Source organism: Actinomadura sp. K4S16 (genome assembly GCF_008327685.1).
Classification (GTDB): Bacteria; Actinomycetota; Actinomycetes; order Streptosporangiales; family Streptosporangiaceae; genus Spirillospora.
Genome location: NZ_BDDE01000012.1, coordinates 116,426 through 141,558, shown reverse-complemented (window position 1 = coordinate 141,558; position 25,133 = coordinate 116,426). Strand labels below are relative to the sequence as shown.

General features: G+C 70.8%; 21 protein-coding genes. 12 read left to right on the top strand and 9 right to left on the bottom strand.

What is annotated here, in order from left to right; genetic code table 11:
• Positions 1 to 1,289: 1,289 nt before the first annotated feature.
• Positions 1,290 to 2,459: an epoxide hydrolase family protein gene (locus K4S16_RS12060; RefSeq protein ID WP_149259007.1), complete on the bottom strand. Its 1,170-nt coding sequence runs from the start codon at positions 2,457 to 2,459 to the stop codon at positions 1,290 to 1,292.
• A 62-nt stretch (positions 2,460 to 2,521) separates the two neighbouring features.
• On the opposite strand from K4S16_RS12060, the gene K4S16_RS12055 reads away from it, so the two are divergent.
• Positions 2,522 to 3,490, top strand: a complete 969-nt coding sequence (locus tag K4S16_RS12055) for a YafY family protein (protein WP_149259006.1) — start codon at positions 2,522 to 2,524, stop codon at positions 3,488 to 3,490.
• Between the two features lie 739 nt (positions 3,491 to 4,229).
• Here the strand turns inward: K4S16_RS12055 and pcrA are convergent.
• On the bottom strand, positions 4,230 to 6,485 hold the full coding sequence (gene pcrA / locus K4S16_RS12050) for a DNA helicase PcrA (protein WP_200841834.1): 2,256 nt from the start codon (positions 6,483 to 6,485) through the stop codon (positions 4,230 to 4,232).
• A 481-nt stretch (positions 6,486 to 6,966) separates the two neighbouring features.
• Between pcrA and K4S16_RS12045 the strand changes: the two genes are divergently transcribed.
• Together K4S16_RS12045 and K4S16_RS12040 are read left to right on the top strand one after the other, a co-directional pair.
• Positions 6,967 to 8,433 (top strand): hypothetical protein, encoded by a 1,467-nt coding sequence (locus K4S16_RS12045; protein ID WP_149259005.1) that lies wholly within the window; start codon positions 6,967 to 6,969, stop codon positions 8,431 to 8,433.
• A 239-nt stretch (positions 8,434 to 8,672) separates the two neighbouring features.
• The gene (locus K4S16_RS12040; protein ID WP_149259004.1) at positions 8,673 to 8,993 is read left to right on the top strand and encodes a protealysin inhibitor emfourin; all 321 of its coding nucleotides are present in this window, start codon (positions 8,673 to 8,675) and stop codon (positions 8,991 to 8,993) included.
• Between the two features lie 385 nt (positions 8,994 to 9,378).
• Here the strand turns inward: K4S16_RS12040 and dhaM are convergent, their stop codons facing one another.
• The 3 genes from dhaM to dhaK all read right to left on the bottom strand — a co-directional run bounded on the left by dhaM (position 9,379) and on the right by dhaK (position 11,457).
• Complete coding sequence (dhaM, locus tag K4S16_RS12035; RefSeq protein WP_200841833.1) at positions 9,379 to 9,765, bottom strand: dihydroxyacetone kinase phosphoryl donor subunit DhaM; 387 nt, start codon at positions 9,763 to 9,765, stop codon at positions 9,379 to 9,381.
• Position 9,766: 1 nt separating this feature from the next.
• Positions 9,767 to 10,390 (bottom strand): dihydroxyacetone kinase subunit DhaL, encoded by a 624-nt coding sequence (gene dhaL, locus K4S16_RS12030; RefSeq protein WP_149259002.1) that lies wholly within the window; start codon positions 10,388 to 10,390, stop codon positions 9,767 to 9,769.
• A 71-nt stretch (positions 10,391 to 10,461) separates the two neighbouring features.
• Positions 10,462 to 11,457 (bottom strand): dihydroxyacetone kinase subunit DhaK, encoded by a 996-nt coding sequence (dhaK, locus tag K4S16_RS12020; RefSeq protein WP_149259000.1) that lies wholly within the window; start codon positions 11,455 to 11,457, stop codon positions 10,462 to 10,464.
• A 100-nt stretch (positions 11,458 to 11,557) separates the two neighbouring features.
• Here dhaK and K4S16_RS12015 point away from each other — a divergent pair, with 100 nt between their 5' ends.
• The 4 genes from K4S16_RS12015 (at position 11,558) to K4S16_RS12000 (ending at position 17,281) form a co-directional block, all read left to right on the top strand.
• Positions 11,558 to 12,586 (top strand): nucleoside hydrolase, encoded by a 1,029-nt coding sequence (locus K4S16_RS12015; protein ID WP_235036736.1) that lies wholly within the window; start codon positions 11,558 to 11,560, stop codon positions 12,584 to 12,586.
• 585 nt (positions 12,587 to 13,171) lie between these two features.
• The gene (locus K4S16_RS12010) at positions 13,172 to 13,855 is read left to right on the top strand and encodes a PIG-L deacetylase family protein (RefSeq protein ID WP_235036803.1); all 684 of its coding nucleotides are present in this window, start codon (positions 13,172 to 13,174) and stop codon (positions 13,853 to 13,855) included.
• A 137-nt stretch (positions 13,856 to 13,992) separates the two neighbouring features.
• Positions 13,993 to 14,448 (top strand): SRPBCC family protein, encoded by a 456-nt coding sequence (locus K4S16_RS12005; protein ID WP_149258999.1) that lies wholly within the window; start codon positions 13,993 to 13,995, stop codon positions 14,446 to 14,448.
• A 1,933-nt stretch (positions 14,449 to 16,381) separates the two neighbouring features.
• Positions 16,382 to 17,281: a serine hydrolase gene (locus tag K4S16_RS12000; RefSeq protein ID WP_149258998.1), complete on the top strand. Its 900-nt coding sequence runs from the start codon at positions 16,382 to 16,384 to the stop codon at positions 17,279 to 17,281.
• A gap of 313 nt (positions 17,282 to 17,594) precedes the next feature.
• Here the strand turns inward: K4S16_RS12000 and K4S16_RS11995 are convergent, their stop codons facing one another.
• The 3 genes from K4S16_RS11995 to K4S16_RS11985 all read right to left on the bottom strand — a co-directional run bounded on the left by K4S16_RS11995 (position 17,595) and on the right by K4S16_RS11985 (position 20,385).
• Positions 17,595 to 18,344 (bottom strand): DUF4190 domain-containing protein, encoded by a 750-nt coding sequence (locus tag K4S16_RS11995; RefSeq protein WP_160160886.1) that lies wholly within the window; start codon positions 18,342 to 18,344, stop codon positions 17,595 to 17,597.
• A 138-nt stretch (positions 18,345 to 18,482) separates the two neighbouring features.
• On the bottom strand, positions 18,483 to 19,124 hold the full coding sequence (locus K4S16_RS11990) for a response regulator transcription factor (RefSeq protein WP_149258996.1): 642 nt from the start codon (positions 19,122 to 19,124) through the stop codon (positions 18,483 to 18,485).
• 91 nt (positions 19,125 to 19,215) lie between these two features.
• Positions 19,216 to 20,385, bottom strand: a complete 1,170-nt coding sequence (locus K4S16_RS11985; protein WP_235036801.1) for an ATP-binding protein — start codon at positions 20,383 to 20,385, stop codon at positions 19,216 to 19,218.
• A 382-nt stretch (positions 20,386 to 20,767) separates the two neighbouring features.
• On the opposite strand from K4S16_RS11985, the gene K4S16_RS11980 reads away from it, so the two are divergent.
• The 5 genes from K4S16_RS11980 (at position 20,768) to K4S16_RS11960 (ending at position 24,613) form a co-directional block, all read left to right on the top strand.
• A complete protein-coding gene (locus tag K4S16_RS11980; protein WP_149258995.1) occupies positions 20,768 to 21,019 on the top strand; it encodes a hypothetical protein in 252 nt (83 codons plus the stop codon).
• Positions 21,020 to 21,182: 163 nt separating this feature from the next.
• A complete protein-coding gene (locus tag K4S16_RS11975) occupies positions 21,183 to 22,736 on the top strand; it encodes a PspC domain-containing protein (RefSeq protein ID WP_149258994.1) in 1,554 nt (517 codons plus the stop codon).
• 187 nt (positions 22,737 to 22,923) lie between these two features.
• Positions 22,924 to 23,133 (top strand): hypothetical protein, encoded by a 210-nt coding sequence (locus K4S16_RS11970; RefSeq protein ID WP_149258993.1) that lies wholly within the window; start codon positions 22,924 to 22,926, stop codon positions 23,131 to 23,133.
• 98 nt (positions 23,134 to 23,231) lie between these two features.
• Entirely contained in the window at positions 23,232 to 23,936 is a 705-nt protein-coding gene (locus K4S16_RS11965; RefSeq protein WP_160160885.1) for a TetR/AcrR family transcriptional regulator, read from the top strand.
• 242 nt (positions 23,937 to 24,178) lie between these two features.
• Positions 24,179 to 24,613 carry a hypothetical protein gene (locus K4S16_RS11960; protein ID WP_149258991.1) on the top strand — a complete coding sequence of 145 codons (435 nt, stop codon included), beginning with the start codon at positions 24,179 to 24,181 and terminating at the stop codon, positions 24,611 to 24,613.
• Here the strand turns inward: K4S16_RS11960 and K4S16_RS11955 are convergent.
• Positions 24,564 to 25,085 carry a cysteine dioxygenase gene (locus K4S16_RS11955; protein ID WP_149258990.1) on the bottom strand — a complete coding sequence of 174 codons (522 nt, stop codon included), beginning with the start codon at positions 25,083 to 25,085 and terminating at the stop codon, positions 24,564 to 24,566. The genes K4S16_RS11960 and K4S16_RS11955 overlap by 50 nt on opposite strands.
• Between the last annotated feature and the right edge of the window lie 48 nt (positions 25,086 to 25,133).

Sequence of the window (25,133 nt, the reverse complement as noted above, 5' to 3'; positions counted from 1 at the left end):
TCTTAGGGGGATAACTCGTCAATTGGTCCTTCTCAAAGAAAAGGTGAGTTCGCTTCGGCGGGCCGTCTGCGCCGTGGTAGGACAACCTTCTCCCCAGCGGTGGGCCCTAGCCGAGGGAGCCAAATTTCTTGAGTTCGCCGATGAACTCGGCGCCGTCCGCAAGCGTGGTCAGGACGAGGATGCCTGTCGAGCCCGCTACCTCACCACCGGCTTTCCCTGCCATCAGCTGCGTGGCCGTCCGCTGTTGCCGGGCTACTCACGAGCCGTGATGGAGCAGGACGGGCACACAGACCTTCGTCACGCGCTCAGGCTCAGGGAAGCGAGACGGTGGCGAGAAGCCCGCTCGTCCCGAAGTGGGCCCCTGGCGGGTGGCATTCCTTTTGTTGCATGGGCGCCTACAGCCGATTGGTCTCGTCTAGCGGAAGCTCACCGTTGCCAATCGCCTCCGCTGTGGGTTTCTTGAAAAACCAGCTCGCTCTGACAGGACAGTTCCCTGGCTGGACAACTCCCCGATGCGCGGACTCCCTTGGTCTGCAACCTCCCTCATGGCTGCTCTTCCTTGGCAGACGGGTGCTGCGGGCGCGACGCCAGCAGATCCATTCACCAGGCTGCTGCACCACGGCCTGGACGGAACCTGACCCAGGCCCGGGTACGGCCACAGCCGGCGCAGGACACTGCTCCGTGATGTCGGGGTGGCCCGGTGTCGGCGTGGCCCGGTGGCGAGGGGGCTCGGCAGTGGGGCGGCGCGCACGTCGATGGGGCGGCTCGGTTGCGGTTGGAAGGTGGTCCCCTCGTCGAGGGGATGGCTCTTGGAGGAGTGGGGTGGCGCGTCGGGCGGGGGCAGGCGGAGCCTGCCCGACGAAACCTGCACCAGGGGCCGCAGAGGCTCCGAAGTCAAGGGTGGGACGAAGTCCCATCGCGAAGCGACGCCGAAGGCGCCCTTGACTTTGGAGGGGCGGCCCCGTACGCAGCGCCACCCCACCCGTTCGACCTCTTTACGAGCACTATCCCTCTACGGGCTCGACTTCTGTATCTACTCCGCCCTGTAACTACTCCGCCCTGTAACTACTCCGCCCTGTAACTACTCCGCCCTGTAACTACTCCGCCCCCCGTGGCTCCACCCCCTTTGGCGGCCGCCGCGGTCCGCCTCTCTCAGAACTCTCCCTCTATGAGCAACGCCTCTCTGCGGGAGACCTCTCCGTACTAGACCCCTCGACGGCTCACCCTCTCTTCGCACGCTGCCTCGTTGCGAGAGCCGTCTCACTATGGCCTTCTATAAGCACTAACTCTCACCTAAGAGATCGACTGAAGAGCCTAATGTCACCCACAAGTAGCTCCGGAACTTCCATGGCTGCAAAGTGACCACCTTGGTCGTATTCCGACCAGTGCCCGATATCGCCGTCTGGGTCCATGAGGGAACGAATGGTGCTGTCGGCAGCGAATACGGCCACACCGACGGGAACGTCCGGCTTCGGCGAGGGGCCGCTCTCCGTTGCGGCGAAGGCCTTCCATGCCTGCATGCCCTCGTAGACGGCGTGGGCGGAGGTGGCCCCGGAGCCTGTGAACCAGAAAAGGCTCACGTTGGTGAGCAACTGGTCCCGATCAACGGCCGCATCGGGCAACTCGATGGCCGGGTCCGTCCACTCGTGGAACTTCTCCACGATCCAGGCCAGTTGACCGACCGGCGAGTCGTTCAGGGAATACGCCAGGGTCTGCGGACGAGTCGACTGCAATGCCAGATAGCCGATCCCTTCCTCCCTGAACCTGTTGAACTTCTGTGCGCGCGCTCGATCGGCACCAGAGAACCGATCCGGTTCAAGGGGAGGGCCGAACGGCGGGGCCGCGCCCGTTCCGGACAGGTGGACGCCTGCGACATGCCCCGGGTCGACCATCGGCAGCATTCCGGCGACGCCCGAGCCGACATCCGTCCCCTGCGCGACGTACCGCTCGTAGCCGAGTCGGCGCATCAATTCCGCCCACGCTCGTGCGACGCCGAACAGGTTGAAGCCCGCGTCACCGATCGGGTTGGAGAAACCGTAGCCCGGTAGGGAGGGCAGGACGACATGGAAGGCATCCCCGGGATCGCCGCCGTGAGAACGGGGATCGGTCAACGGCCCGACGATCTTCATGAACTCGATCGGTGAACTGGGCCAGCCGTGCGTGAGGACGATCGGCAGTGCGTCCGGCTCCGGCGACCGCACGTGGAAGCAGTGGATCGTCTGGCCGTCGATCACCGTCTTGAACTGGGGGATCTCGTTCAGCGCCGCTTCCTGCGCCCGCCAGTCGAACTCGGCGGCCCAGTATCCGGCGAGTTCTTTCAGGTACTCGATCGGGACGCCGCGGCTCCAGTCGGCCACCCCCGCGGTCGATGGCCAGCGCGTCGCGGACACTCGGGCTCGCAGGTCCTCCAGCTCGATCGCCGGGATATCGATGCGGAATGGACGGATCTCGTTCGTCATGGCAGGCACGCTAAAGGTCATTGCGGAACAGATCGTTCCTCAATGCGCGGCATCATGGAGAGATGACGCGAACCTCGGTGGTCCGGCTGCTCCTGCTGCTGTCGCTCCTCCAAGCCCGGCGCGACTGGACAGGGCCTGAGCTGGCAGAACGCCTCGACGTCACCACCCGGACCGTCCGCAACGACATGGAGCGGCTGCGCGAACTCGGGTATCCGATCGACGCGTCACCGGGTGTCGGCGGTGGCTACCGGCTCGGCCCAGCCGCGGTCCTGCCGCCGCTGCTGTTCGATGACGACGAGGCGGTCGCGGTGGCGATCGGGCTCCGGACAGCGGCGAGCGGCGCGGTCTCCGGCATCGAGGAAAGCTCCGTCCGCGCGCTCGCCAAGCTGGAGCGCCTCCTGCCGTCGCGCCTGCGCCACCGTGTCGGCACGCTCGCTTCGACGACGGTCCCGCTGCCAGGCTCGGAGCCGCCCGTGGACGCGGCCGCGCTGACCGCGATCGCCGCCGCCTGCCGCGACAACGAGCGCCTGCGCTTCGACTACCGCACTCACGACGGTGCAGACGGGCCTCGCGTGACCGAACCCCACCGCCTCGTCGCCTCCGGCCGCCGTTGGTACCTCCTCGCCTGGGACTTGGAGCGGGACGACTGGCGGACCTTCCGCGTCGACCGCATCGTCCTGCGCCCGCCCGCCGGTCCCCGATTCGCGCCTCGGGACATGCCGGACGAGGACGTCGCGGCCCGCATCTCGTCCGGCCTCGCCCGGGCGATGTGGGCCTACAGAGCGCGGGTCGTGGTGAACGCGCCGGCCACCGAGATCGCGGCTCGACTCCCCGCCGGCATCACGGTCGAACCGGCCGATGACGACACGTGCATCGTGGAGGTCGGCTCCGACGATCCGTCCATGCTCGCCGTCTACCTCGGCATGCTGGGCGCCGACTTCCGGATCGACGAGACGGCGAACCCCGAACTCGCCGACCACCTGCGCACCCTCGCCGCCCGCTATACCCGTGCCACCGACACCGGTTCTTGACCGCGCAACCCCAGAACGACGATCGCCACCATGGGACCGGCGAAGCACCCCACGCAGGCCCTCCACACCCCCGACGAGGCAAACGCTTCATTGAGCCGAGCGCTTCACGGGGCGAACTCCTCGCCGGGAGGAGCGCTCCGCAGAGGCGAACGCTCCGCCAAGTCGAGCGCTCATAGGAGAACCGTCGCTGAGGGGAGCGTTGCAGGCATGGGCGTTTACCAGAGCGAACGCCTTACCGAGCCGAGCAACCCACAGAAGCGAACTCCGCGCCAGGCCGGCGTGCTCCGCATAGCTGAGCACTCAGCAGGGACGAACGCTCCACTGAAGTGGACATTGTGCTGCGGCGAGCAATCCGCTAGCGCAAGCACCGCTCTTAGCCGAGTACTTCACAGTGGCGAAAGCGTCGCCAGTGCGAATACTCCGCCGAACCGAGCGCTCCGCAGGGCGAACGCTCTGCCAGGGCGAACGCTCTGCCAGGGCGAACGCTCTGCCAGGGCGAACGCTCGCCAGGGTGGGTGCTCGCCAGGGGGCGGACGCTTTGCCGAGGCGAGCAATCGACCTCGCTGAGGCGAGGGGTTTGCGGGTTGGGTGCGTTGCCGCGTTGCCGCGTTGCCGCGTTTTCGGGCTCGGTCGGGTGGGCGGCGGGCTGGGCGGCTGGACGGTTCTCGTGGAGCGGCCGGCGTCTGCTGGGCGGACGTGCTCCAATCGACACGTCCACCGCCGACGCAGATTGAGGGGGTCAGAGTTTTTCTATGGTGGCGAAGCGTAGGACGAGGGTGCGGACGCCGTAGTCGCCACCGAAGTCGACGCTGGCCTTTTCGCCCTTGTCGTAGACGGAGACGACGGTGCCCAGGCCGAAGGCGTCGTGGGTGACCTTGTCGCCCGGTGACAAGGACGGGACGGGGCGGTTCCCCGGGGAGCGGGTCCCCGGGCGTTCCGCCATTCGCGACATCGCGGAGCCGGACGTGGACGATGCCTCGCGCTCCCACTCGACGAGGGATCTCGGCACCTCGCCGAGGAAGCGGGACGGCGGGTTGACCTGCGGCGCTCCCCATGAACTCCGCATCGTGGCCCGCGAGACATAGAGGCGTTGCCGGGCGCGCGTGATGCCGACGTAGGCGAGGCGGCGTTCCTCTTCGAGTTCCTTGGGGTTGCTCATGGCGCGCAAATGGGGGAAGACCCCGTCTTCCATGCCGGTGAGGAAGACGACGGGGAATTCGAGGCCCTTCGCGGTGTGCAGGGTCATCAGGGTGACGACGCCGTGCTCGCTCTCTTCGGGCTGCTCGCCCGGCGGGACGGGGCCGCCCTTCGCGCCGCCGGGGATGGAGTCGGCGTCGGCGACCAGGGCGACCTGTTCCAGGAATTCGGGAAGGCGGCCCTCGGCGGACTCGCCGTCGAGGCGCTCCTCGAACTCGCGGGCGACGGCCTCGAGTTCCTGGAGGTTCTCGACGCGGGTCTCGTCCTGCGGGTCCTTGGACGCCTGGAGCTCGGCGAGGTAGCCGCTGGCCTTCAGCACCTCGGCGATCAGGTCGGCGGGGGTGAGCGACTCGGCGGCGGCGCGCAGCTCGTCGAGCAGGACGACGAAGTCGCGGACGGCGTTGATCGAGCGGGTCGCCATGCCGGGAACGTCCTCGGGCGTCCGGAGTGCCTGCCAGAACGAGATGCGCTCGCGGGACGCGTACGCCTCGACGCAGGCCTCGGCGCGGTCGCCGATGCCCCGCTTGGGGACGTTCAGGATGCGGCGCAGGGAGACGGTGTCCTCGGGGTTGGCGAGGCAGCGCAGGTAGGCGAGCGCGTCGCGGATCTCCTTGCGCTCGTAGAACCGGACGCCGCCGACGACCTTGTACGGCAGCCCGACCCGGATGAACACCTCTTCGAAGACACGGGACTGCGCGTTGGTGCGGTAGAAGACGGCGACGTCACCGGGACGGGCCACGCCGTCGTCGGTGAGCTTGTCGACCTCGCGGGCGACGAACGCGGCCTCGTCGTGCTCGTTGTCGGCCACATAGCCGATGATCTTGTGGCCCTCGCCCTGGTCGGACCAGAGCTTCTTGGGCTTGCGGTCGGCGTTGCGCTCGATGACGGCGTTGGCCGCGGACAGGATCGTCTGCGTGGAGCGGTAGTTCTGCTCCAGCAGGATCGTCGTGGCGTCCGGGTAGTCGCGCTCGAACTCCAGGATGTTGCGGATGGTCGCCCCGCGGAACGCGTAGATCGACTGGTCGGCGTCGCCGACGACGCAGAGCTCGGCGGCCCCGACGCCCTCGACGGGCGCGGTCAGCTCCCGGACGAGTTCGTACTGCGCGTGGTTGGTGTCCTGGTACTCGTCCACCAGGACGTGCCGGAACCGGCGCCGGTAGTGCTCGGCCGCCTCCGGGAACACCTGCAGCAGGTTGACCGTCATCATGATCAGGTCGTCGAAGTCCATGGCGCCGGCCTGCTGCAGCCGCGCCTGGTACATCTCGTAGGCCTCGGCGAGCGTCTGCTCCATGTGCGTGGACGCCCGCGCCTTGAAGGTCTCGTAGTCGATCAGCTCGTTCTTCAGGTTGGAGACCTGGGCGCTGAACGACTTCGGCGGGTAGCGCTTGGGATCGAGGTCGAGCTCGCGGCAGACGAGCGCCATCAGCCGGTTCGCGTCGGCCTGGTCGTAGATCGAGAAGCTCGTGGGGAAGCCGAGGCGCTTGGCCTCGCGGCGCAGGATCCGGACGCACGCGGAGTGGAACGTCATCACCCACATGGCGCGCGAGCGCGGCCCGACGAGGGCGTCCACCCGCTCCTTCATCTCGGCGGCCGCCTTGTTGGTGAAGGTGATCGCCAGGATCTGGCCAGGGTGCACCTCCCGCTCGCCGAGCAGGTGGGCGATGCGGTGCGTGAGCACCCGGGTCTTGCCCGAGCCTGCGCCGGCCACGATCAGCAGGGGGCCGCCGGAGTGCACGACGGCGGCGCGCTGCTGCGGATTGAGGCCGTCGAGCAAGGGGTGAGCTTCGGTCTTCGACATCACGTGCGAGTCTACGGCGCTGCGCGGACGTTTTCGGCGCGTCCGCCGACCGCGAGCGCCTCGGCCCCCGCCCGGCCCCCTGTCCGGACCTCGCCCGGCCCCCGTCCCGAACCCTGTCGAACCTCGCCCGAACTCCGTCCCAACCCCCTCCGGCGATCGGTTGGCTCGTGATCCGGGCGCGTTCTTCCCCGCCTCGGACGAGCCTGGCGGACGGGCCCGACTCCGCGTCCGGCCGATACCTCCGGCGACCCTGATCAGGGGCCCGAAGGCAGCATGTGGACAGATGGGGTGCCTTTTGAGCACAGCGGGTTGACTCGATCTCACCGCCCGGCAGACGTTGGAAGTGGAGCGGGCACCGGTCGGGCCGCCGACTCGGTCCGAGCCCGGAATGCAAGGCCCCGTACTGCAACCCCGCATGTCCGCACACAGCAGCGCAGAGTCACAGGGGCTCGCGCACTGTCACAGGGGGAAGGTGGCTTTGATGAAGATCCACCAGCAAGAACTCCAGACGCAACGGGACGCCGAGACCACCGAGATCGTCGTGCCCGCGCAGTGGCCCGGACGGGCCTCCCAGGTCGCGCAGGTGGCGGCCCGGCCGCTTCCGCGTCCCGTCCCGCGCCCGGTGCCGATTCCGGTTCCCGCGCAGCCCGGGCACCGGTTCCTGGTCTACAAGCAGGACCCGTCCGTCACCGCGCTCGGCGCCCGGTTGACCTTCATCCCGACCGTGGTGCTGAACGGACCGACGGACCTGCGCGTCCAGACCGAGCTGCAGGGCGTCACCCCGGTCGCGCGCAACATCAACGGCGACTTCGTCTTCACGCCCGGAACCCCGCAGTTCGACTGCGCGCACACGTTCGCCGTCGTCCGGGAGACGATGGCCATGTACGAGCGGCACAACGGCGGGGTCCCGATCCCGTTCGCGTGGAACGTCGGGGGCAACACCGAGCGCATCACCGTGTTCCCGCACGCCGGCGAGGGCGCGAACGCGTTCTACACGCGGACGGCCAAGGCGCTGAAGTTCCTCTTCTTCACGCCGCAAGGGCAGCCGTCGTCGAACGTGCTCTTCACGTGCCAGTCCTTCGACATCGTCGCGCACGAGACGGGCCACGCGATCCTGGACGGCCTCAAGCCGGGCTGGCTGTCGGCGGACAACCCGCCGCAGACCGGCGGCCTGCACGAGGCGTTCGGCGACATCACGGCGATCTTCCTGGCCCTGGCGCAACCGGACCAGGCGGACGCGCTCGTCGCGCTCACCAAGGCGAACCTGCACGACAAGTCGTTCCTGACGGAGCTGGCCGAGCAGTTCGGCAAGGCCCTCGGCATGCCGTCCGGACTCCGCAACGCCGACAACGACCTCAAGCTCAGCGAGGTCGGCAACGAGGTGCACGCGATCTCGCAGGTGTTCACCGGCGCGATCTACGACATCCTCGCGGACGTCTACACCTTCGAGCTCAGCCGGCAGCAGCGCACGAAGGACGCGGCGGTCGTGCTGATCGAGACGGCGTCCACACTGTGCAAGCTGGTGTTCGACGCGATCGTCGCGTCGCCCGCGACCGGGGCCCGGTACGTGGACGTGGCGAACCAGATGCTCCAGGCCTCGGCGAACCGCGGCGACCCGGCCATCTACCGGACGTTCATCCGCAACCGGTTCGCCGTCCGGGAGATCACGACGGCGGCGACGCCGCTGCGCGACCTGATGAGCGGGCAGATGGCGATGACCGAGGCCGCCTACACCGGGGACGGGCAGGACGTCACCGAGGTCCAGCCGCACGACGAGAACTCGGCGAGCCTGCTCGCCGGCCAGGACAGGTCGCGCTGCTGCGGCACGATGCAGATGCCCGAGTACCAGGCCGTCTCCGCGGAGAAGCTGGCCCAGGGCGGCTCACTGGAGGACGACGACATCCTCCGGAGCGGACTGGACGAGCTGCGCAGCACATTCAGCAAGTAGAGGCTCCGCAAGCGGGCGCTCAGTGTGTGGACGCTCGGTGTGTGGACGCTCAGCAAGTTGGGACGTCCGGGGAGTAGGGACGTTCTGAGAGTGGGGGGCGCCCAGTGACTAGGGACTCTCGACAGGTCGGGACGTCCAGCGCGTGAGGCCGTTCGGCGATGAATCCGTGCGGCGAGTAGGGATTCGCGGCGAGCGGGTAGAGAGCGGAGAGCAGACGAGTCGACGGGGAGGTGCGCGGCATGCGCGTGACGATCGAGAGCACCGGCGGTTTCACCGGCTACAGCACCGTCGTCGCGCAGTACGACACCGAGACCCTCCCCGCCGGCCAAGCGGACCGCGTCCGGCATGCGGTGGACGCTCTCGCCGCAGCGCACGCCCGCGGCGAGCGGGGCGAGATCGGCGCCGACCTGCCCGCCTACCGCATCACGGTCTCCGGGGACGGGGCGGAGGAGTACGGGGCAGCCGGGGAGACGCGCGTCTACGAAGTCAGAGGCGACCCCACCGCAGGCGTCGCCTCAGTCCTCGGCACGCTCCTCGAAGGCCCCGACGCCACACCCTGACCCCGCCACACCCTGACCCCGCCACACCCTGACCCCGCCACACCCTGAGTCGGCACGCTCTGAGTCGGCACGCTCTGAGTCGGCACGCTCTGACCGACCGCGCCCTGAACCGCCACTCGCTGGAACCGCACGTCGTGCTGAACCGTCGTCATGCGCTGAACCGCAACACGAACTGAACCACCATGCCCCGCGCGGCACACGACACCCCGAACTACGCCGCCTGAATCGAAGCCCTCGCCGCCCAGCGTGAAGCGCCCCGCACTCTGAACCGCACGACCTGAAGCGGGCGGCTTGAAGCGAACGGCCAGTTCTGGACTGCGCAGTCTGAAAAGAGCCGCCGTGGTCGGGCCGGCGCCGATCAGGTCCGGCCCGACCACGGGGTGGTTCAGCTGGTCTTGCGGTGGTCGCGGGCTGATTCGGCGGCGGCGTGGACGGCGGCGAGGTCCGCGCCGGTCGCGGCCATGGACGCGGCGGCGACCGCGCCCTCGACCAGCGGGGCGTCCGCGAGCAGCACGTCGTCGCCGTCGGCGTCCTCGATGAGCATCTTGGCGGTCAGCACGGAACTGCCGAGGTCGGCGAGCAGCACGACCCCCTCACCGTCGTCGACCGCGGCGACCGCCTGCTCGACGAGGTCGATGCTCGTCCCGAGCCGCCCTTCGGAGTCGCCGCCCGCGGGTTCGACGACGGCCTTGCCGACGCCCATGGCGCGGGCGACCTCGGCGACGCCCTCGGCCAGTGTCCGGCTGTGGGAGATGATGACGATCCCGACCATGTCACCCCTCCCCTGCGACATCGGCCAGGGCCTGGAGCAGCAGAGCGGTGGACGAGGCGCCGGGGTCCATGTGTCCCTCGCTGCGCTCGCCCAGGTAGCTGGCCCGGCCCTTACGCGCCCGCATCGGGACGGTGGCGTCCGCGCCCTTCGCGGCGGCCTCGGCGGCGGCCCGCGCGCATCCGGCCAGGTCGACGCCGTCCGCCAGCGCCGCCTCGTACGCCGCGACCGCCGGAGCCAGCGCGTCGACCATCGTCTTGTCGCCCTCGACGGCCTTCCCGAGGTCCTGGACGCCCTCAAGGGCGGCCCGAAGCGCGTCGCCCAGCGCGACGGCGTCCACCTCGGCGGCGTCGCCGAACGCCTTGCCGGCACGGCGCAGCGCCGTCCCGTAGAGGGGGCCGGACGCGCCGCCCGTCTTCGAGACGATGGCCCGTCCGGCGGCGATCAGCACCTTGCCCGGCGGAACGTCCTCGGGCAGCGCCTCCACGGCGGCGCGGAAGCCCCGGTCGAGGTTGAGACCGTGGTCGCCGTCGCCGATCGCCGCGTCCAGCCGGGTCAACCGATCGGCGTCGGCGGACACCCGTTCGGCCGCCTGCCGGATCCAGGACGCGAGATCCCCCGCGTTCATCGATCCGGCGCCGCTTGATCCGGCACCGCTCGATCCGGCACCGCTTGATCCGGCACCGCTCGATCCCGTGTTCATCGGCCCCACCGGAGCCCGGGGGTCTCGACGGGCGCGTCCCAGAGGCGGGTCAGGTCGGGCGTCACCCGGCACACGCTGATCATGCAGCCCGCCATCTCCAGACTGGTCACGTACGGTCCGACCAGGCGGCGCACGACGGTGGCGCCGTGCCCCTCCAGCCACTCGGCCGCCGCCGCGTAGGCGACGTACTGCTCGATCAGCGGGGTACCGCCCATCCCGTTGACCAGCACGAGCACCTCGGAGCCGGACAGCGGCATGTCCGCGTCGATGGCGCTGAGCGAGGCGTCGACGATCTCCACGGCGGTGCCGACCTTGACGCGCTCACGGCCGGGCTCGCCGTGGATGCCGATGCCGAGCTCCATCTCGTCCTCGCCCAGCTCGAACGTCGGGGTCCCGGCGGCCGGGACCGTGCAGGACGACAGCGCGACGCCGAACGACCTGCTGCGCTCGTTCACCTCCCGTGCCACGGCCGCGACGTCCGCGAGGGGCGCGCCCTCCTCGGCGAGCGCCCCGGCGATCTTCTCCGCGAACAGCGTGGCGCCGGTGCCGCGCCGCCCGGCGGTGAACGTGCTGTCCTCCACCGCGACGTCGTCGTCGACGATGACTGAGACGACCTCGATGTCCTCGTCCTCGGCCAGTTCGGCGGCCATCTGGAAGTTCATGACGTCGCCGGTGTAGTTCTTCACCAGGTGGAGGACGCCGGCGCCGCCGTCGACCGCCATCGTCGCGGCGATGATCTGGTCGGGGACGGGAGAGGTGAACACCTCCCCGCAGCAGGCCGCGTCCAGCATCCCGTATCCGACGAACCCGGCGTGCAGCGGCTCGTGACCGGATCCGCCGCCCGACACCAGGGCGACCTTCCCGGTTCGCGGGGCGTCTCCTCTGACGACGGTCCCGTTCTCTGGATCGACCTTCAGCGACGGGTGCGCGGCGGCCAGTCCGCGCAGCGCGTCGGACACCACGTTCGCCGGGGCGTTGATGAGTTTGCGCATGTCTCAGCTCTACCCCGGCGAACGCCCCCATCCCAGACCCAATCGTTGATCATGCGATACCGGGGTGCCCGGACGGCCCGCGCCCGCATAGGTTGCATCCGTGACGAAGCCACCCAAGATCCTCTACGACTGCGACACCGGCATCGACGACGCGATGACGCTGCTCTATCTGGCCTCGCTGGTCCAGGCGGGGAAGGCGGAGCTGACGGCGGTCGGCACCGTCCACGGAAACATCGACCCCATGACCGGCGCGCTCAACACGCTGCGCGTCCTGGAGGCCGCGGGCATCCCGGTGGCCGGCGCAGACGGGTCCGGGCAGGGCGCAGACGGGCAGAGCCTTCCGAATGGGCAGGGCGTGGGCGGGCATGAGGTGCCGGTCGCGGTCGGCGCCGCACGGCCGATGGCGCAGGACGTCCACTACGCGCTGGACTGGCACGGCACGGACGGCCTCGGCGACACGCACCTTCCCGAGCCCGCGGGACGCCCGGTCGCCGAGCCCGCCCCGGCGCAGATCGTCCGGCTGGCCCGCGCGATGCCCGGCGAGCTGACCCTGCTCGCGACCGGTCCGCTGACCAACCTGGGCGCAGCGCTGCTGCTGGACGAGGAACTGCCGTCGCTGATCCGCGAGGTCGTCGTGATGGGCGGCGCGTTCGACCACCCCGGCAACATCACCACGCACGCCGAGGCGAACATCTGGCACGACCCTGAGGCCGCCGACCTGGTGTTCGCCGCGGACTGGCCGATCGTCCTGGTGCCGCTGGACGCCACGCACCCGACCGCCGTCCACGACGACTGGCTGGACCGGCTCGCCGCGCACGACACCCCCGTCGCCCGGTTCGCCGCGAACATCCTGGAGTTCTACGCGGACGCCTACACGCCCACCCTGAAGCGCCGGGGCGCGGTCATCCACGACGCCCTCGCCGCGATGCTCGTCGTCGCCCCCGAGCTCGGCGAGTACGTCCAGCGCCCGGTCCGGGTGGAGCTCCGAGGCGAACTGACGCGCGGCACGACGGTATGGGACGCCCGCTCACTGCCCGCCGATGACACCCGCCGTCCGGTGAAGGTGGCCATCGGAAGCGACGTGGCGGCGTTCCAGGAGCGTCTTCTCTCGGCCCTGCTCACCTTCTGACACGCCGCACGTTGGGCCGGGCGCACGTTCGGGCGGCGCGCACGTTCGGGCGGCGCGCACGTTCGGGCGGCGCGCACGTTCGGGCGGCGCGCACGTTCGGGCGAGGCGCACGTTCGGTCAGGAGGCCACCTTCGGGCAGGACGCGCGTTCGGGCGAGGCGCACGTTCGGGCGGCGCGCACGTTCGGTCAGGAGGCCACCTTCGGGCAGGACGCGCGTTCGGGCGGGCCGCACGTTCGGGCAGGCCCGTCCCGACAGGGGCCCCAGTCTCGACAAGCGCTCGTTGCAGCAGACCCCCGTTTCTAACAGGCCCTGTTCTGACAGGCCGCACGTTGGGGTGGGTCAGGTTGAGACAGGGCACGTTCAGCCTGGGCATGTTCGGGCAGGGCCGGTTGGGACGGGGCTCGCCTCTGACGCCGTCGGCCCTCAAGGGGCTGCGCGGTAGGCGGTCGCGTCGCTATCCGGGCACCCGGAACGTTCGCTGAAAGCACGATCTCCGGATGTACCTGAAACCGTTCGCCGACCTTATGGTTGAAACTGTGACCAATGTTCTGGACGACAGCGAACTGCAGCGAATCCTTGCCGTGATGGCGCACCCGGACGACGTCGACTTCGGCGCGGCCGGGACGGTCGCGGGCTGGACGGACCGCGGCATCGAGGTCGTCTACCTCATGGTCACCGACGGCGACGCGGGCGGCTTCGACGACGAGGTCTCGCGCGACGAGATGGCCGCGCTGCGCCGCGAGGAGCAGCGCGCGGCGGCCAAGTGCGTCGGGGTCGGCGACGTCCGGTTCCTCGGCTACCCGGACGGGCGGGTCGAGGCGACCTTCGACCTGCGCCGCGACATCGCCCGCGTGATCCGGCAGGTGCGGCCGGACCGGGTGCTGATGCCGTCCCCCGAGCGGAACTACGAGCGGATCTACCCGAGCCACCCCGACCACCGGGCGGTCGGCTCGGCCGCGCTCGACGCCGTCTACCCCGACGCCCGCAACCCCTACGCGTTCCCGGAGCTGCTCGCCGACGAGGGCCTGGAGGCGTGGACGGCGCGGGAGGTGTGGATCAGCGGCGGCCCCGTCGTCAACCACTACGTCGACATCACCGACCGGTTCGACCGGAAGGTCAGCGCGCTGCGGGCGCACGCCAGCCAGACCGCGCACATGGGGGACGGGCTTCCGGAGATGCTGCGCGGCTGGCTCAGCGCCAACGCCGCCGCCGCGGGGCTCCCCGAGGGACGTCTCGCCGAGTCGTTCCAGGTCGTCGACACCGCCTGATTCAAGGCGTCTCGAAGACACGCCGATCAGGTCACGCCGCCCAAGTCTCGGTCACTTGGCAAATACACTCCATTACGAGCTGTAATCAGCCTCCGAGCGGGCATGTACCCCCATGTGACAGAACTCGGGGGGTCGTCATGCCGCGTGAGATCGAGGCCACCGCCACATCCGCCGCCGCGCCTGAGGTGATCTTCAAGCACCTGTGCGTACCGGAGGCCTGGGACGAGTGGGGCGGTTTCTGGACCAGGGTGCGGCGGGAGTCCGCCGGCGATGAGCACCCGAACGGGCTCGGGGCCGTCCGTTACGTCCGGTCCTGGCGCGAGGAGGTAGTGGCGTGGGATCCACCGCGGCACTACGGGTACCTCGCGTTGGCCGGACACCCGGAACGGCGCCTCCGCGCGGACATCACACTGGAGCCGCACTTCGCGGGCACGCTGATCCGCTGGCGCGGCGAGGTGGACGGGTTCCCGGGCACCGGGCCGTTCACGACCGCCGTCCTGCGCCGCCGCCTCGGCACGTACGCGCGCCGGGTGGCACGCCATTCCGAGCGCTGCGAGCCGGGCTGCCCGGCCCGCCTTCCGGGCGCCCTCTAAGGCCCGCCCGCAGGCAGCCGCGCACACCGGTCGAGCCGCGGACACCGGTCAAGGCGGTCACGACGGCCAAGGTCGTCCCGCTCGCTTCAGGCACGCACACCGCTTGAGGTCTGGCACGCCTCCAGTCCGGACACGCAAGCCAGACCGAGCGCGCACGCCGCTCAGGGCACGCACGCCGCCTCGGGCCGCGTACCAACCCAGGCACGCAAGCCCATGCGCCACGCACGCCAGACCAGACGCACCCCAATCCGAACGCACGTACGGATCGAGGAGCCGGACGCAAGGCCAGGCACGCCCGCCCATCCAGGCGCGGAGGTCGGACCAGCCACGCGGGCCGGACTGAGTGCGCGCACCGGGTCAGCATGCAGGCCAAGCCAGGCATGCATGCCGGGTCAGGACGCACCAGGTCGGGCGCGCACGCCACCCAGGCGCGCAGGTCGGCCGAGGCGCGCAGACCGGCGGAACCGCGCACCGGACAGGCACGCACATCGGGCGGGGAGCGCACCAGAAGGGCCGCGCACCGGACGGGCCACCGTGCTGAGCCGGACCCAAGTCGTCAGGTCAGACGCGCACGCGGATTTGACACGTGTACCAGGTCAGGCGCGCACGCCACCCAGGCGCACAGGCCCGACGGGGCACGCACACCGGTCGGCACGAACACCAGTCGGGCACGAACACCAGTCGGGCACGCGCTCGGTCAGGCACGCGCGCTGAGCCGGGGCAGGTGCCGCCAGCTCAGGCATACGCACCGGATCACCCTGCGCACCACGTCAGGCACGTACGCCACCCAGGCGCACAGGTCGGACCAGGCCCGCTCTGGCCGAGGCACGCGGACCGGAATGGCACGCGCACCAGGTCAGGCATGCGAGCGGATCGGACACACACCGGTCCGGGCACGCAGGCTGCCAAGCATGCTTGCCGTCCCAAGGCACGCCCAGCTCGGACCAGGTACGCCGACCGCTTGGCACGCGCGCTGAATCGGCCCGCACGCCAAGCCAGGAACGCGTGCCGGATCGGGACACGCGCCGGTCCAGGCACCCACGTCGCGCCAAGCACGCCTGCCGTCCAGGCATGCGCGTTACGTGAGGCGCGTGCCGTCCAGGCACGCGGGGTGTGGGAGCAGGCGCGGTTTGGAGCAGCGCGTGCAACGGGCGAGACATGCGGGACTCGGCTGGTCGCGTGTACCAGGGCCAGACGGGCACGCGCGCCAGCCGAGACACGCGCGGACTCGGTGGGGTCGCGCTGCCGAACCGGGCGCGCGCGTCCGCGAGGTCCACGCACCGGTTCAGGCAGGTGTGCCAGCAGGGGTACGCGTCCCGATCCGGGCGCGCGCCGAGCCAGGCACTCACGCCGAGCCAGGCGCGCACCTTCGTCGGGCGCACACATAGGTCGGAGCAGGTAAGCGCGCCGATCCGGGCACTTCGCCGTCCAGGCGCATGCACCGGATCAGGCCGCGGGCCAGCAGTAAGTAAGCGCCCGGATTCTGCACGCACGGCAGATCCGGCACGCATGCCAGATCCGGCACGCACGTCCTGTCTGGCACGAATCGCCTGATCGGGCGCGTGCGGGGGCCGGTAGCCACGCCAGGTCCTGGGCCGCGCGCAGGGACAGGACCAGCACGCACGTCCTGCCTGGCACGACGCGCCGGAGCGGGCATGTGCGCCGGTTCGCAGACGCGCGGCAGGTCCGCGCGCCAGGTCCGGCACGCACGTCCTGCCTGGCAGGAGCGCCGGATCAGGTACGTGCGCCGGTTCGCGTACGCGCGGCAGGTCTGCGCGCACGGCGGGGGCGGGCGCGCCAGGTCAGGACCTATGTCCGGTTCAGCCGCGCATGTCGGACCAGGCGCGCGGGTCGGGCAGGCACGCCTGTTCGAGGCGCACTCCAAGTTCACGGTTTACGTCAGTTCTGGGTCGCACGACATTCGGGGGAATCGATGCGGCGTTATCTCATTGTGCTCGCTCTCGCGGCGGGTATCGGGGCGGGTTCGACCGCCTACTGGATCACGGCGGACGGGACGCGGCACGCAAGCGGCGGTGTCGTTGAGGCCGGCGAGCCTTCGGCGGGTGGGCGGGAGGTGAACGCAGTCCAGCTCGCCGCGCGCCCGTTCGACTCCGCGACACTGCGCCGGGCCGTAGACACCTATATCCAGAAACGTCCAGGCAAGGCGGGGGTGATGGTGACGGATCTGCGGACGGGCATGTCGTTCGGCGAGAACGAGAAGGGCCGGTTCGTCAGCGCCAGCATCATGAAGGTGGACATCCTGTCCAGCCTCCTGCTGCAGCGGCAGCGCGACGGCCGAGGGCTGACCGGCGGTGAACGGGCCTTGGCCGGGACGATGATCCGGCAAAGCGATAACTCGGCGGCGAACGCCTTGTACTCCGCAGCGGGGGACGGTCCTGGCGTCGCGGACACGAACAAGGCCTTCGGACTGAGGCACACGAAGCCGTTTCACACCTCGTGGGGTTCGTCCCTGACCAGCCCGGCCGATCAGGTGCGTCTGCTTACGAACCTGGCATCGGACGCTAGTCCGCTGGAACCGCGCGCCCGCCGGTACGTCCTCGGCTTGATGGGTTCCGTGCTGGACGAGCAGGCGTGGGGCATCAGCGCGGCTGCGCGTCCGGGCGAGAAGGTGGCGCTGAAGAACGGTTGGACGCCGGTCCGCCACCAGGGGCACGGCTGGGCGATCAACAGCATCGGCCGCATCACCGGGCATGACCACGACTTCCTCATCGCGGTGTGCAGCGGCGACAGTCCGACGATGGGAGCGGGAGTGTCGACGGTGGAGCACATCGCCGAGATGGTCGTTGACGCCATGCGTGCGTCGCATCAGTGAGCACCATCGGACGCTGGGCACATACCGAACGTTGGACACGGACGGGGCATTGGGCGCAGACCGGACGCTGAGCAGGGACTCGGAAGTCGGGCTCGGAGGAGCGTCGCCGAGCAGGTCCTGCTGGACGGGGCTACGGCGGCGGTGGAGGCGTTTCTCGCGCAAGAACCGTGGCGCGTGGGGGACCGTCGGTCGGAGGAGTGTCAGGCTCGCGGGAGCGGGAGAGCCGGAGAGCGGGAGCCAGACAGGGCTCAGGCAGAGCCTGGCGCTGGCGGGACCGGGCGGCGGGCCGGCCGCCCAGCGAGCGCCGGGGTCGTCAGCGGTGCAGGGGTCGGGTGAGCTTCTTGCCGTCGGTGGCGGCCACGGCGACGCAGGTGACGGTGCGGTCACCGGACTTCCACGAGTCGGCCGTGGGGTAGTAGTAGGAGCTCGCGATGCCCCGTGCGGCCGGGTCGCGGTTGATCCGCGCCTGCGTGCGGAGCTTGCATCCGGTCGAGGCTAGCTGCTGGAGCCGCGCCTCGGGCGGCATGACGAAGCCCTTCAGCTTGAAGACGGCCGTCACCTCGCCGTCGTGCGGGCCGGCACAGGGGACGATCTTGACGCTCTCGACCTCGACGGGGGCCTCGGTCGCCGTGCTGGTTGTGGCGCCCGAGTTGTCGTTGATGCAGTCGCCGAGCTTCATCTTCTGGGCGTCGACCTCCTTGGGTTTGGTCGCGGTCGGCTTGGGAGCGGCCCCGTCGTCGGACGAGCCGCCGCCGCGCAGCGCGAACGCCACGATGCTGAGCACGATCCACAGGCAGGCCAGCGCGATCCCGGCGATCGCGAGCCCGCGGCCCTTGCCGCCCTTCTTCGATATCTGGCTGAGGGAGATGATCCCGAGGACGAGGCCGACGAGGCTGACGCACGGGATGAGGCCGGTCACGAGCGCGGCGATCGCCAGGCCGTTGGTCTTCTCGGTGTTCGAGCCGTAGGGCGACCCGGGACCGTGATCGCCCGGCATCGGCGGAGGAGGCGGGTAGGGCGCCTGGGGGCCCGGCTGCGGGGGCCCGGAGGGAGGGTATGTCATGAAGAGCGACTGTCCCATACCGGACGGTGTTCGTGATCATGATGTACGGGAATCGGGAATTACGATTCGCTCACAACCGCAGAGAAAACGTTTACCTCCGGGCCCGTCCGGGCAAACACATGAGCCTCATACGCCCGCCTAGACGAGCCGGCGGGCGGCGGCCCAGCGCGACAGCTCGTGCCGGTTCGAGAGCTGGAGTTTCCGCAGGACGCTGCTGACGTGCGTCTCCACCGTCTTCACCGAGATGAACAGCTCCTTGGCGATCTCCTTGTAGGCGTACCCGCGCGCGATCAGGCGCAGCACGTCACGCTCCCGCTGGGTGATCTGGTCCAGTTCCGGGTCGACGGCCGGGGCGTCCGTGGCGGCGAACGCGTCCAGGACGAACCCGGCCAGCCGCGGCGAGAACACCGCGTCCCCCTCGGCGACCCGGCCGATCGCGTCCGTCAGCTCGGGGCCGGAGATCGTCTTGGTGACATAGCCGCGGGCCCCGCCCCGGACGACGCCGATCACGTCCTCCGCCGCGTCCGACACCGACAGCGCGAGGAACTTGGACGTGACGGCGCCGTGCAGCCGCCGCAGCACCTCGATGCCCCCGCCGCCGGGCAGGTGGACGTCCAGCAGCACCACGTCCGGCTGCGTCCCGCGGATCACCGCGACCGCCTCGTCGACGTCGCCCGCCTCGCCGACGATCTCGACGCCGCCGCCCAGCTCGGCCTTCACACCGGTCCGGAACATCTGGTGGTCGTCGACCAGCACGACCCTCTTCAACGCCTCACTCATGTCCCGCTCCTCCGTGGGCGGCGGCCACCGGCGTCCCCGGTCGGCCGCCGCTCATGCCGCGCGCCGCGGGAGGACGCCCCGGCGGCCGCGCTCATGACTTCTTGATCTCCAGGCGCACTTCGGTGCCCTCGCCCGGCGCGGTGCGGACGGTGGCCTTCCCGCCGTTGCGCTCCATACGTCCGATGATGGACCCCCGCACACCCATCCGGTCCGCCGGGACCTGGTCGAGATCGAATCCCTTGCCCCGGTCGCGGACGAAGACGGCGATCTCGTCGCCCTCCACCTCCGCGTACACCGACACCGACGGCGCCTCCGCGTACTTGGCGGCGTTCACCATCGCCTCCCGCGCGGCCTGCAGCGCGGCGCCGAGCCGCTCGTCCAGCGCGGTGTCGCCCACGCAGACGACCTCGATCGGCACGCCGTGGTCGTCCTCGACCTCGCCCGCCGTCTCCCTGATCGCGGCGGCGAACGTCCGGTCGGGGTCGGCGCGCGGCTGGTAGAGCCATGTCCGCAGCGTCCGCTCCTGGGAGCGGGCGAGCCGCTGGACCTCGCGGGTGTCGTGCGCGTTCCGCTGGATGAGCGTCAGCGTGTGCAGCACGGAGTCGTGGATGTGGGCGGCGAGCTCGGCGCGCTCCTGCGACCGGATGCGCTCGTGCCGCTCCGCGTCGAGGTCCTGCCAGAGCCGCACCACCCACGGCGTCACGATCACCGCGACCCCGGTGAGGATGATCAGCGTGGCGATGAGGACGGACCGCGCCTGGTCGGCCTCCACCTTCTGCGCCACGAACCCGCCGATGCCGCCGACGACGAGGAGCAGTCCGAGCAGGCTGCGCAGCCACCGCTGGCGCAGCGGCAGCGTCCAGCGCTGCCGCTGGTCGCGATCGGCCTGCTGCCAGAGGATCGCGGCGCCGACGCCGCCGACGATGAACGGCCACAGCGCCCACCGGACGACCCCCGCCGCTCCCCACGGCAGCGCGGCGAGCCCCATCGCGACGGCCGCGTAGGCGAGCAGCTGGCCCCAGTCACGTCCGCGCCGCCGCCCGGCCTCGGCCGGGGCCTTCTCCTGGGCGGGCACGAGGATCCAGAACGCGGCGTAGGCGGCGAGGCCGAGCCCGCTCGCGACCGTGAGCAGCACGAACGCGCCGCGGATGAGGAACACGTCCACGCCGAGATGCGAGGCCAGGCCCCGGCTCACTCCGGCGATGAGCCGCCCTTCGGCCGCCCGCTCCAGCCGGGCGGGCGTGGCAGGCGCCGCGTCCACCGGTCCCGGTGGCGCCGCCGGCCGTTCCGCCGTCTCCTGCTTCACCGCCGCCCTTCCCAAGGTTCTCCCACGTCATCGATGGTCACACGCCCGGACATAATCCGCATCAGGGACCAGCCCTGGTCCCGCCTCAGGGTCGAAACCGGGCATTGATCCAAATGGGACCAGCGCCGGCGCCCTCACCGTCGGGTCTGGGCCGGTGTTGCGCGGTTCGCCTGACCGCAGGCCCGGCGAGCTGCTCGACCACCGTCTCGCACGAGTGCCCGCCGCACCTGGCCGGCGCTTGCCGCGATCTTGCGAATGGCCGTCCTGTCGGCCGCGCGGCTGTCCGGTGCCGGCCGACAGCCAGCGCGTCACGTATGCCGGTTCGTAGCATGCGGCCATGGCGAGCGACGGGCACGTGATCTGGGTCAAGCCGTTCGACCCGGCCAACCACGGGAGCGACACGGCCGGACGGCGTGGCGAGTGCGGTTGGCACGGCCAGACCGAAAAGCGCGGGACCTGCGCAGACAAGCCGTTCGCCAGTGTGAAGCTCCAGTACGCAGGCTATGCGCCCGTGCAGTCTGCTTGCATTCGGGCGCTGCGTGAGATCTCTCAGCGGTACGGGTTTCCGATCCCGCCCGAGTCTGCCTGACCGAGTCCAGCCCGCTCGACCGCCCGCCACAGTGAACTGTCGGTGGCGGCGCCGAAAGGGCGCACGAACCCTGAGCCCGCCCTGACCCTGGTTCCAATCTCGGGGGAGAGTCAGGGGCGTCCCCGATACCGTCCGTCGCCGGTGGCGCGCGACCATGGCTGGCATGGGCGAGGAACAGGGTCGGAAAGAGGACCTGCGCGGGCCTGGCGGCGACGCGAGCGAGAGCGGGCACGGCGTGGGCCAGGGCGTTCACGACGGCGTGGGCATTCACGACGGCACAGGCAACGGCGTTGAGGACGGCGTTGGACACGGCGGGCGGCCCAGCGAGGGCCGCGGTGAGACGCGCGACGGGGAGCAGGGCCTCGGGGAGCAGGGCCTCGGGAAGCAGAGCGTTGGGAAGCAGAGCGTTGGGAAGCAGGCCGCAGACGGTTACCGGCGGCTTGCGCGCGACGCCGAGCGGAAGGTGCTGGCCGGTGTGTGCACGGGGCTCGGCCGCTACACCGGCATCGACCCGGTCGTGTTCCGCGTCGGGTTCGCGATCCTCGTCCTCGCGCACGGGCAAGGGGTCTTCCTCTACATCGCGGCGGCGCTGCTGATGCCGGCGAGCCCGGACGAGTCGTCGATCGCCGAGCAGATGCTCAAGCGGTGGTTCGACGGGCAGGCCGTCCTCACGATCCTCGGCGCGCTGCTGTGCGTCGGCGTCACGTTCAGCCTGTTCGGCGGGGTCCTCACCGACGCGATCGCGTTCCTCGTGGTGTTCGGGCTGGTGCTGCTGGTCGCGCACTCACGGGGCGTAGACCTCGTGGCCGTGGCGCGCACCACCCCAGAACGGATCACGGGGTATCCGCCGGAGCCCTCCGCAGGGTGGACCCGGTCGGAGCCCGCCACCGTCGGCGGCGTCTCCCTCAGCAAGGACGGGCCTCTCGGCGGGCACGGGCCTTCCGGGCCCGGGGCGAGCGGCCTGCCCGACGGCATGATCGACCTCGCCGCGTACTCGGCCGCGTGGGCGGAGACGCCCGCGGCCACCGCGCCCTTCGGCACCGCACCCTTCGGCACCGCGCCCGCCTCCGCGACCAAGGCGCCCGCTCAGCACGGCTGCGGAGGCGGGACGTCGCCGGTGGCGGCGATCACGCTGCTCGCCGCCATGGCCGCCGGCGCGGCGATGATCCCTGTGGCCCGGTCCTACCCGGCGCCGGACTCCTGGCTGATCGTCATGGCGCCCGCGCTCGCCGTCATCGGGCTCGGCCTGGTCGTCGGCGGCTGGTTCCGCACCCGCGGCCTCGCGGCGGCCGGGACCGTGCTGACCCTCGCCATGCTGACCACCTCGGTCGCGGGCGACGTCCCGCGCAACGCCGAGTACGGGGAGGTCAACTGGCGTCCCACCGACACCTCGCAGATCGGCCGCCTGTACAAGGTGGGCATCGGGCAGGGCGACTTGGACCTCTCCGCCCTGCCGGTCGCGGCCGGCCAGCGGGTCACGATCGACGCCGAGGTCGGAGTCGGCGGGCTGGAGGTCACGGTGCCGCCCACCGCCCGCGTGCTGGTGGACGCGCGGATCGGGCTCGGCGACGTGCGGGTCGACCACCGGACGACGAGCGGGCCCGCCGCCAAGGTCGTGCAGACCCTGGAACCGGAGGGCGCGTCCACCGCGAACCCGCCGGTGATCGTCCTGCGGATCCGCGGGAAGCTCGGGGACGTGGACGTGCACCGTGTCTGAGCAGCGGCGAGCCGCCGGCGACGATCCCGGCGCCACCCATGCCGACGACATTCACTCCATCGACACAGAGCTCAGAGACACAGAGCTCGGGGCCTCCGGGTTCAGAGACACAGCGTTCAGAGACACAGCGTTCAGAGACACAGCGTTCAGGGATAGAGAATCCAGCGGGACGGGGGCGGGCGGGAAGATGACCGGTCAGAAGCGGTTCCGGTTCGATCCGGCAGGGCCCGTGACGGGGCTGTTCTTCCTCTCCCTGGCGGGGCTGTTCCTCGCGGACGGGCTGACGGACGGGGACGTCCTGCCGCTGACGGCCATGATCCCGGTCGTGCTGATCGGGCTCGGGCTCGTCGGAACGGTCCGGGTGCTGACCCGCTCGCGCCGCCGGCACCTGCGCTGACGTGGGACTGTGACCCGAGCCGCAGGGCCCGGGGCTTCCCCTCGCGCCGGGAACGCCGAGTAGTGTGATCCCGACGGCAGGTGACGAAGCGAGGGTCGATGGCGGGGAAGGCCGGCACACCGGAGGCGGGTTGCGCGGACATGCTGCCCGGCTCCCGGTCCGCGCTGGACCCGGGACGCGCCATCAAGCCGGGCCGGCACGGCCTCTCCCCCGAGACCGTCGCGGGGATCCAGCGTGAGCGGCTGATCGACGCGTTCGTCCACGTCGTCTCGGAGCGGGGCTACGCGCACACGACGATCAGCCGGGTCACCGAGGGCGCGGGCGTCACGAAGAAGACGTTCTACGCGCACTTCTCCGACCTCGACGCGTGCTTCCTCGCCGCCTACCAGCGCGGCATGGACATCCTGCTCCGCCGCATGACGGAGGCCTACGAGGCCGCCCCGACCTGGCCGGACGGGATCCACGCCGGGCTCCGCACGCTGCTCGCCGCCCTCGCCCGGGAGCCCCGGTTCGCGCGGGCGTCGCTGGTGGAGGTGAACGCGGCGGGCCCGCAGGTCAGGCAGGCGCGCATCGACAACCTCACCCGGTTCCGCGTCTTCTTCACCGACCCGTCCCTGCCGCCAGTCCCAATCCCGGTCGTGGACGCGATCGTGGGCGGCATCTACAGCGCGATCCACGTCCAGATGGAGACGGGCGAGGCGGAGGAACTGCCGTCGCTGCTGCCGTCCCTCACCTACTTCGCGCTGCTTCCCCTCGTCGGCCGCGAGGCCGCCTCCCCTTACCTGGCCGACGCCCCTGGCTGACCTGCCACGACCGGCTCGCGGTCCCGTCCCGGCGGCTGGGACCCCTTCGCGCCTCCACGGGTTGACCTTCTGACCGGATTCGGCCGGACGTCGCCGAGCATCTTGACGTGAAAAACCTACGGGTTTCTATTGGTGTGGATTTTCCGCGGGACGGCCCGGCCGTCCCGCGCCGACCCCCGGTTCACGCGCGGCGGGCCTAATCCCCCGGGGCCCGCCGCGCGTCTTCATCTTCTGGAGGACCCATGCGGCCGGCCGTGCCCGCGCGGAGGCTGCTCCCCAGCGCGCTGCTCACCGCCCTTCTCGCCGCCTCGCTGGCCGGCTGCAGCGACTCCGGAGAGCCCGCCTCCTCCCGCCCCTCGGCGTCCCCCACGGCGCGTCCGACGCCGCCGCTGCTGAACGGGGTGCGGCCCGGAGTGGAGAAGAAGTCGGCGCTGGACGGCACCTGGACGGCGGGCTCAGGCTCCCAGCGCGTGGCCCTCTTCTTGTTCCGGGGCGCCGCCGCCCTCAACTCGCCGGGTTTCTGCACCGGCACCGTCGACGCGACGGGCCGGATCAAGCTGAGCTGCGCGAACGGCTCGCACGACCGGATCGACGGACGGGCCGTCCTGCGCTCGGGGAAACTCGTCATCACCTGGGCGGGAGGCCCGAAGGACGTGCTGCAGCGGCGTGCAAGCTGACCGCGAACGCCGGCCCCGGATTCGTCAGCGCAGGCGACCCCTCATAGGGCTCCTCGCCGCCAGGGACACCGCCGGGGACACTGCCGGGAACACTGCCGGGAACACTGCCGGGGACACCGTGCGCGCCGCCGTGCACCCGGACCCGGTTGGCCCGCAGCGGGCGTTCGGTGACGCCGCGCGCGGTGATCACCACCTCCGCCAGCTCGCCCGCGATCAGGGTGCTGGCCTGGGCCCGGATCGTCCTGCCATGGCCGGGCGGCCAGGTGGTCAGCCAGATCTCGCCGTCCAGCGGGACGTGCACGGGTGCGTCGGGGTCGAACCGGACGAGCCGCCACCACTCGCCCGGACGTCCGGCGAGTGCGCGGACGCGGGCGGCGAGCTGTCCGACGGTCGCGGGACGGAGGGCGATCACGCGGGCGTGCGGATCGTCCTGGCCGCGCATGGTGAGATCGGGAACCACGGAAAGGTCCACGGGAAGAGTCCTTCGTGCAGGTGTGTCGGCCGGAGACGGATCGTCAGC

Bases quoted from the DNA above. Each gene is read 5' to 3' on its own strand.
- K4S16_RS11990 (WP_149258996.1), bottom strand. From the start codon at position 19,124: ATGAGTGAGGCGTTGAAGAGGGTCGTGCTGGTCGACGACCACCAGATG.
- K4S16_RS12040 (WP_149259004.1), top strand. From the start codon at position 8,673: ATGCGCGTGACGATCGAGAGCACCGGCGGTTTCACCGGCTACAGCACC.
- K4S16_RS11975 (WP_149258994.1), top strand. From the start codon at position 21,183: ATGGGCGAGGAACAGGGTCGGAAAGAGGACCTGCGCGGGCCTGGCGGC.
- K4S16_RS11995 (WP_160160886.1), bottom strand. From the start codon at position 18,344: ATGACATACCCTCCCTCCGGGCCCCCGCAGCCGGGCCCCCAGGCGCCC.
- K4S16_RS11970 (WP_149258993.1), top strand. From the start codon at position 22,924: ATGACCGGTCAGAAGCGGTTCCGGTTCGATCCGGCAGGGCCCGTGACG.
- K4S16_RS12005 (WP_149258999.1), top strand. From the start codon at position 13,993: ATGCCGCGTGAGATCGAGGCCACCGCCACATCCGCCGCCGCGCCTGAG.
- K4S16_RS12010 (WP_235036803.1), top strand. From the start codon at position 13,172: ATGGCGCACCCGGACGACGTCGACTTCGGCGCGGCCGGGACGGTCGCG.
- K4S16_RS12045 (WP_149259005.1), top strand. From the start codon at position 6,967: ATGAAGATCCACCAGCAAGAACTCCAGACGCAACGGGACGCCGAGACC.
- K4S16_RS12000 (WP_149258998.1), top strand. From the start codon at position 16,382: ATGCGGCGTTATCTCATTGTGCTCGCTCTCGCGGCGGGTATCGGGGCG.
- K4S16_RS11980 (WP_149258995.1), top strand. From the start codon at position 20,768: ATGGCGAGCGACGGGCACGTGATCTGGGTCAAGCCGTTCGACCCGGCC.
- dhaM (WP_200841833.1), bottom strand. From the start codon at position 9,765: ATGGTCGGGATCGTCATCATCTCCCACAGCCGGACACTGGCCGAGGGC.
- pcrA (WP_200841834.1), bottom strand. From the start codon at position 6,485: ATGTCGAAGACCGAAGCTCACCCCTTGCTCGACGGCCTCAATCCGCAG.
- dhaK (WP_149259000.1), bottom strand. From the start codon at position 11,457: ATGCGCAAACTCATCAACGCCCCGGCGAACGTGGTGTCCGACGCGCTG.
- K4S16_RS11960 (WP_149258991.1), top strand. From the start codon at position 24,179: ATGCGGCCGGCCGTGCCCGCGCGGAGGCTGCTCCCCAGCGCGCTGCTC.
- dhaL (WP_149259002.1), bottom strand. From the start codon at position 10,390: ATGAACGCGGGGGATCTCGCGTCCTGGATCCGGCAGGCGGCCGAACGG.
- K4S16_RS11965 (WP_160160885.1), top strand. From the start codon at position 23,232: ATGGCGGGGAAGGCCGGCACACCGGAGGCGGGTTGCGCGGACATGCTG.
- K4S16_RS12060 (WP_149259007.1), bottom strand. From the start codon at position 2,459: ATGACGAACGAGATCCGTCCATTCCGCATCGATATCCCGGCGATCGAG.
- K4S16_RS12055 (WP_149259006.1), top strand. From the start codon at position 2,522: ATGACGCGAACCTCGGTGGTCCGGCTGCTCCTGCTGCTGTCGCTCCTC.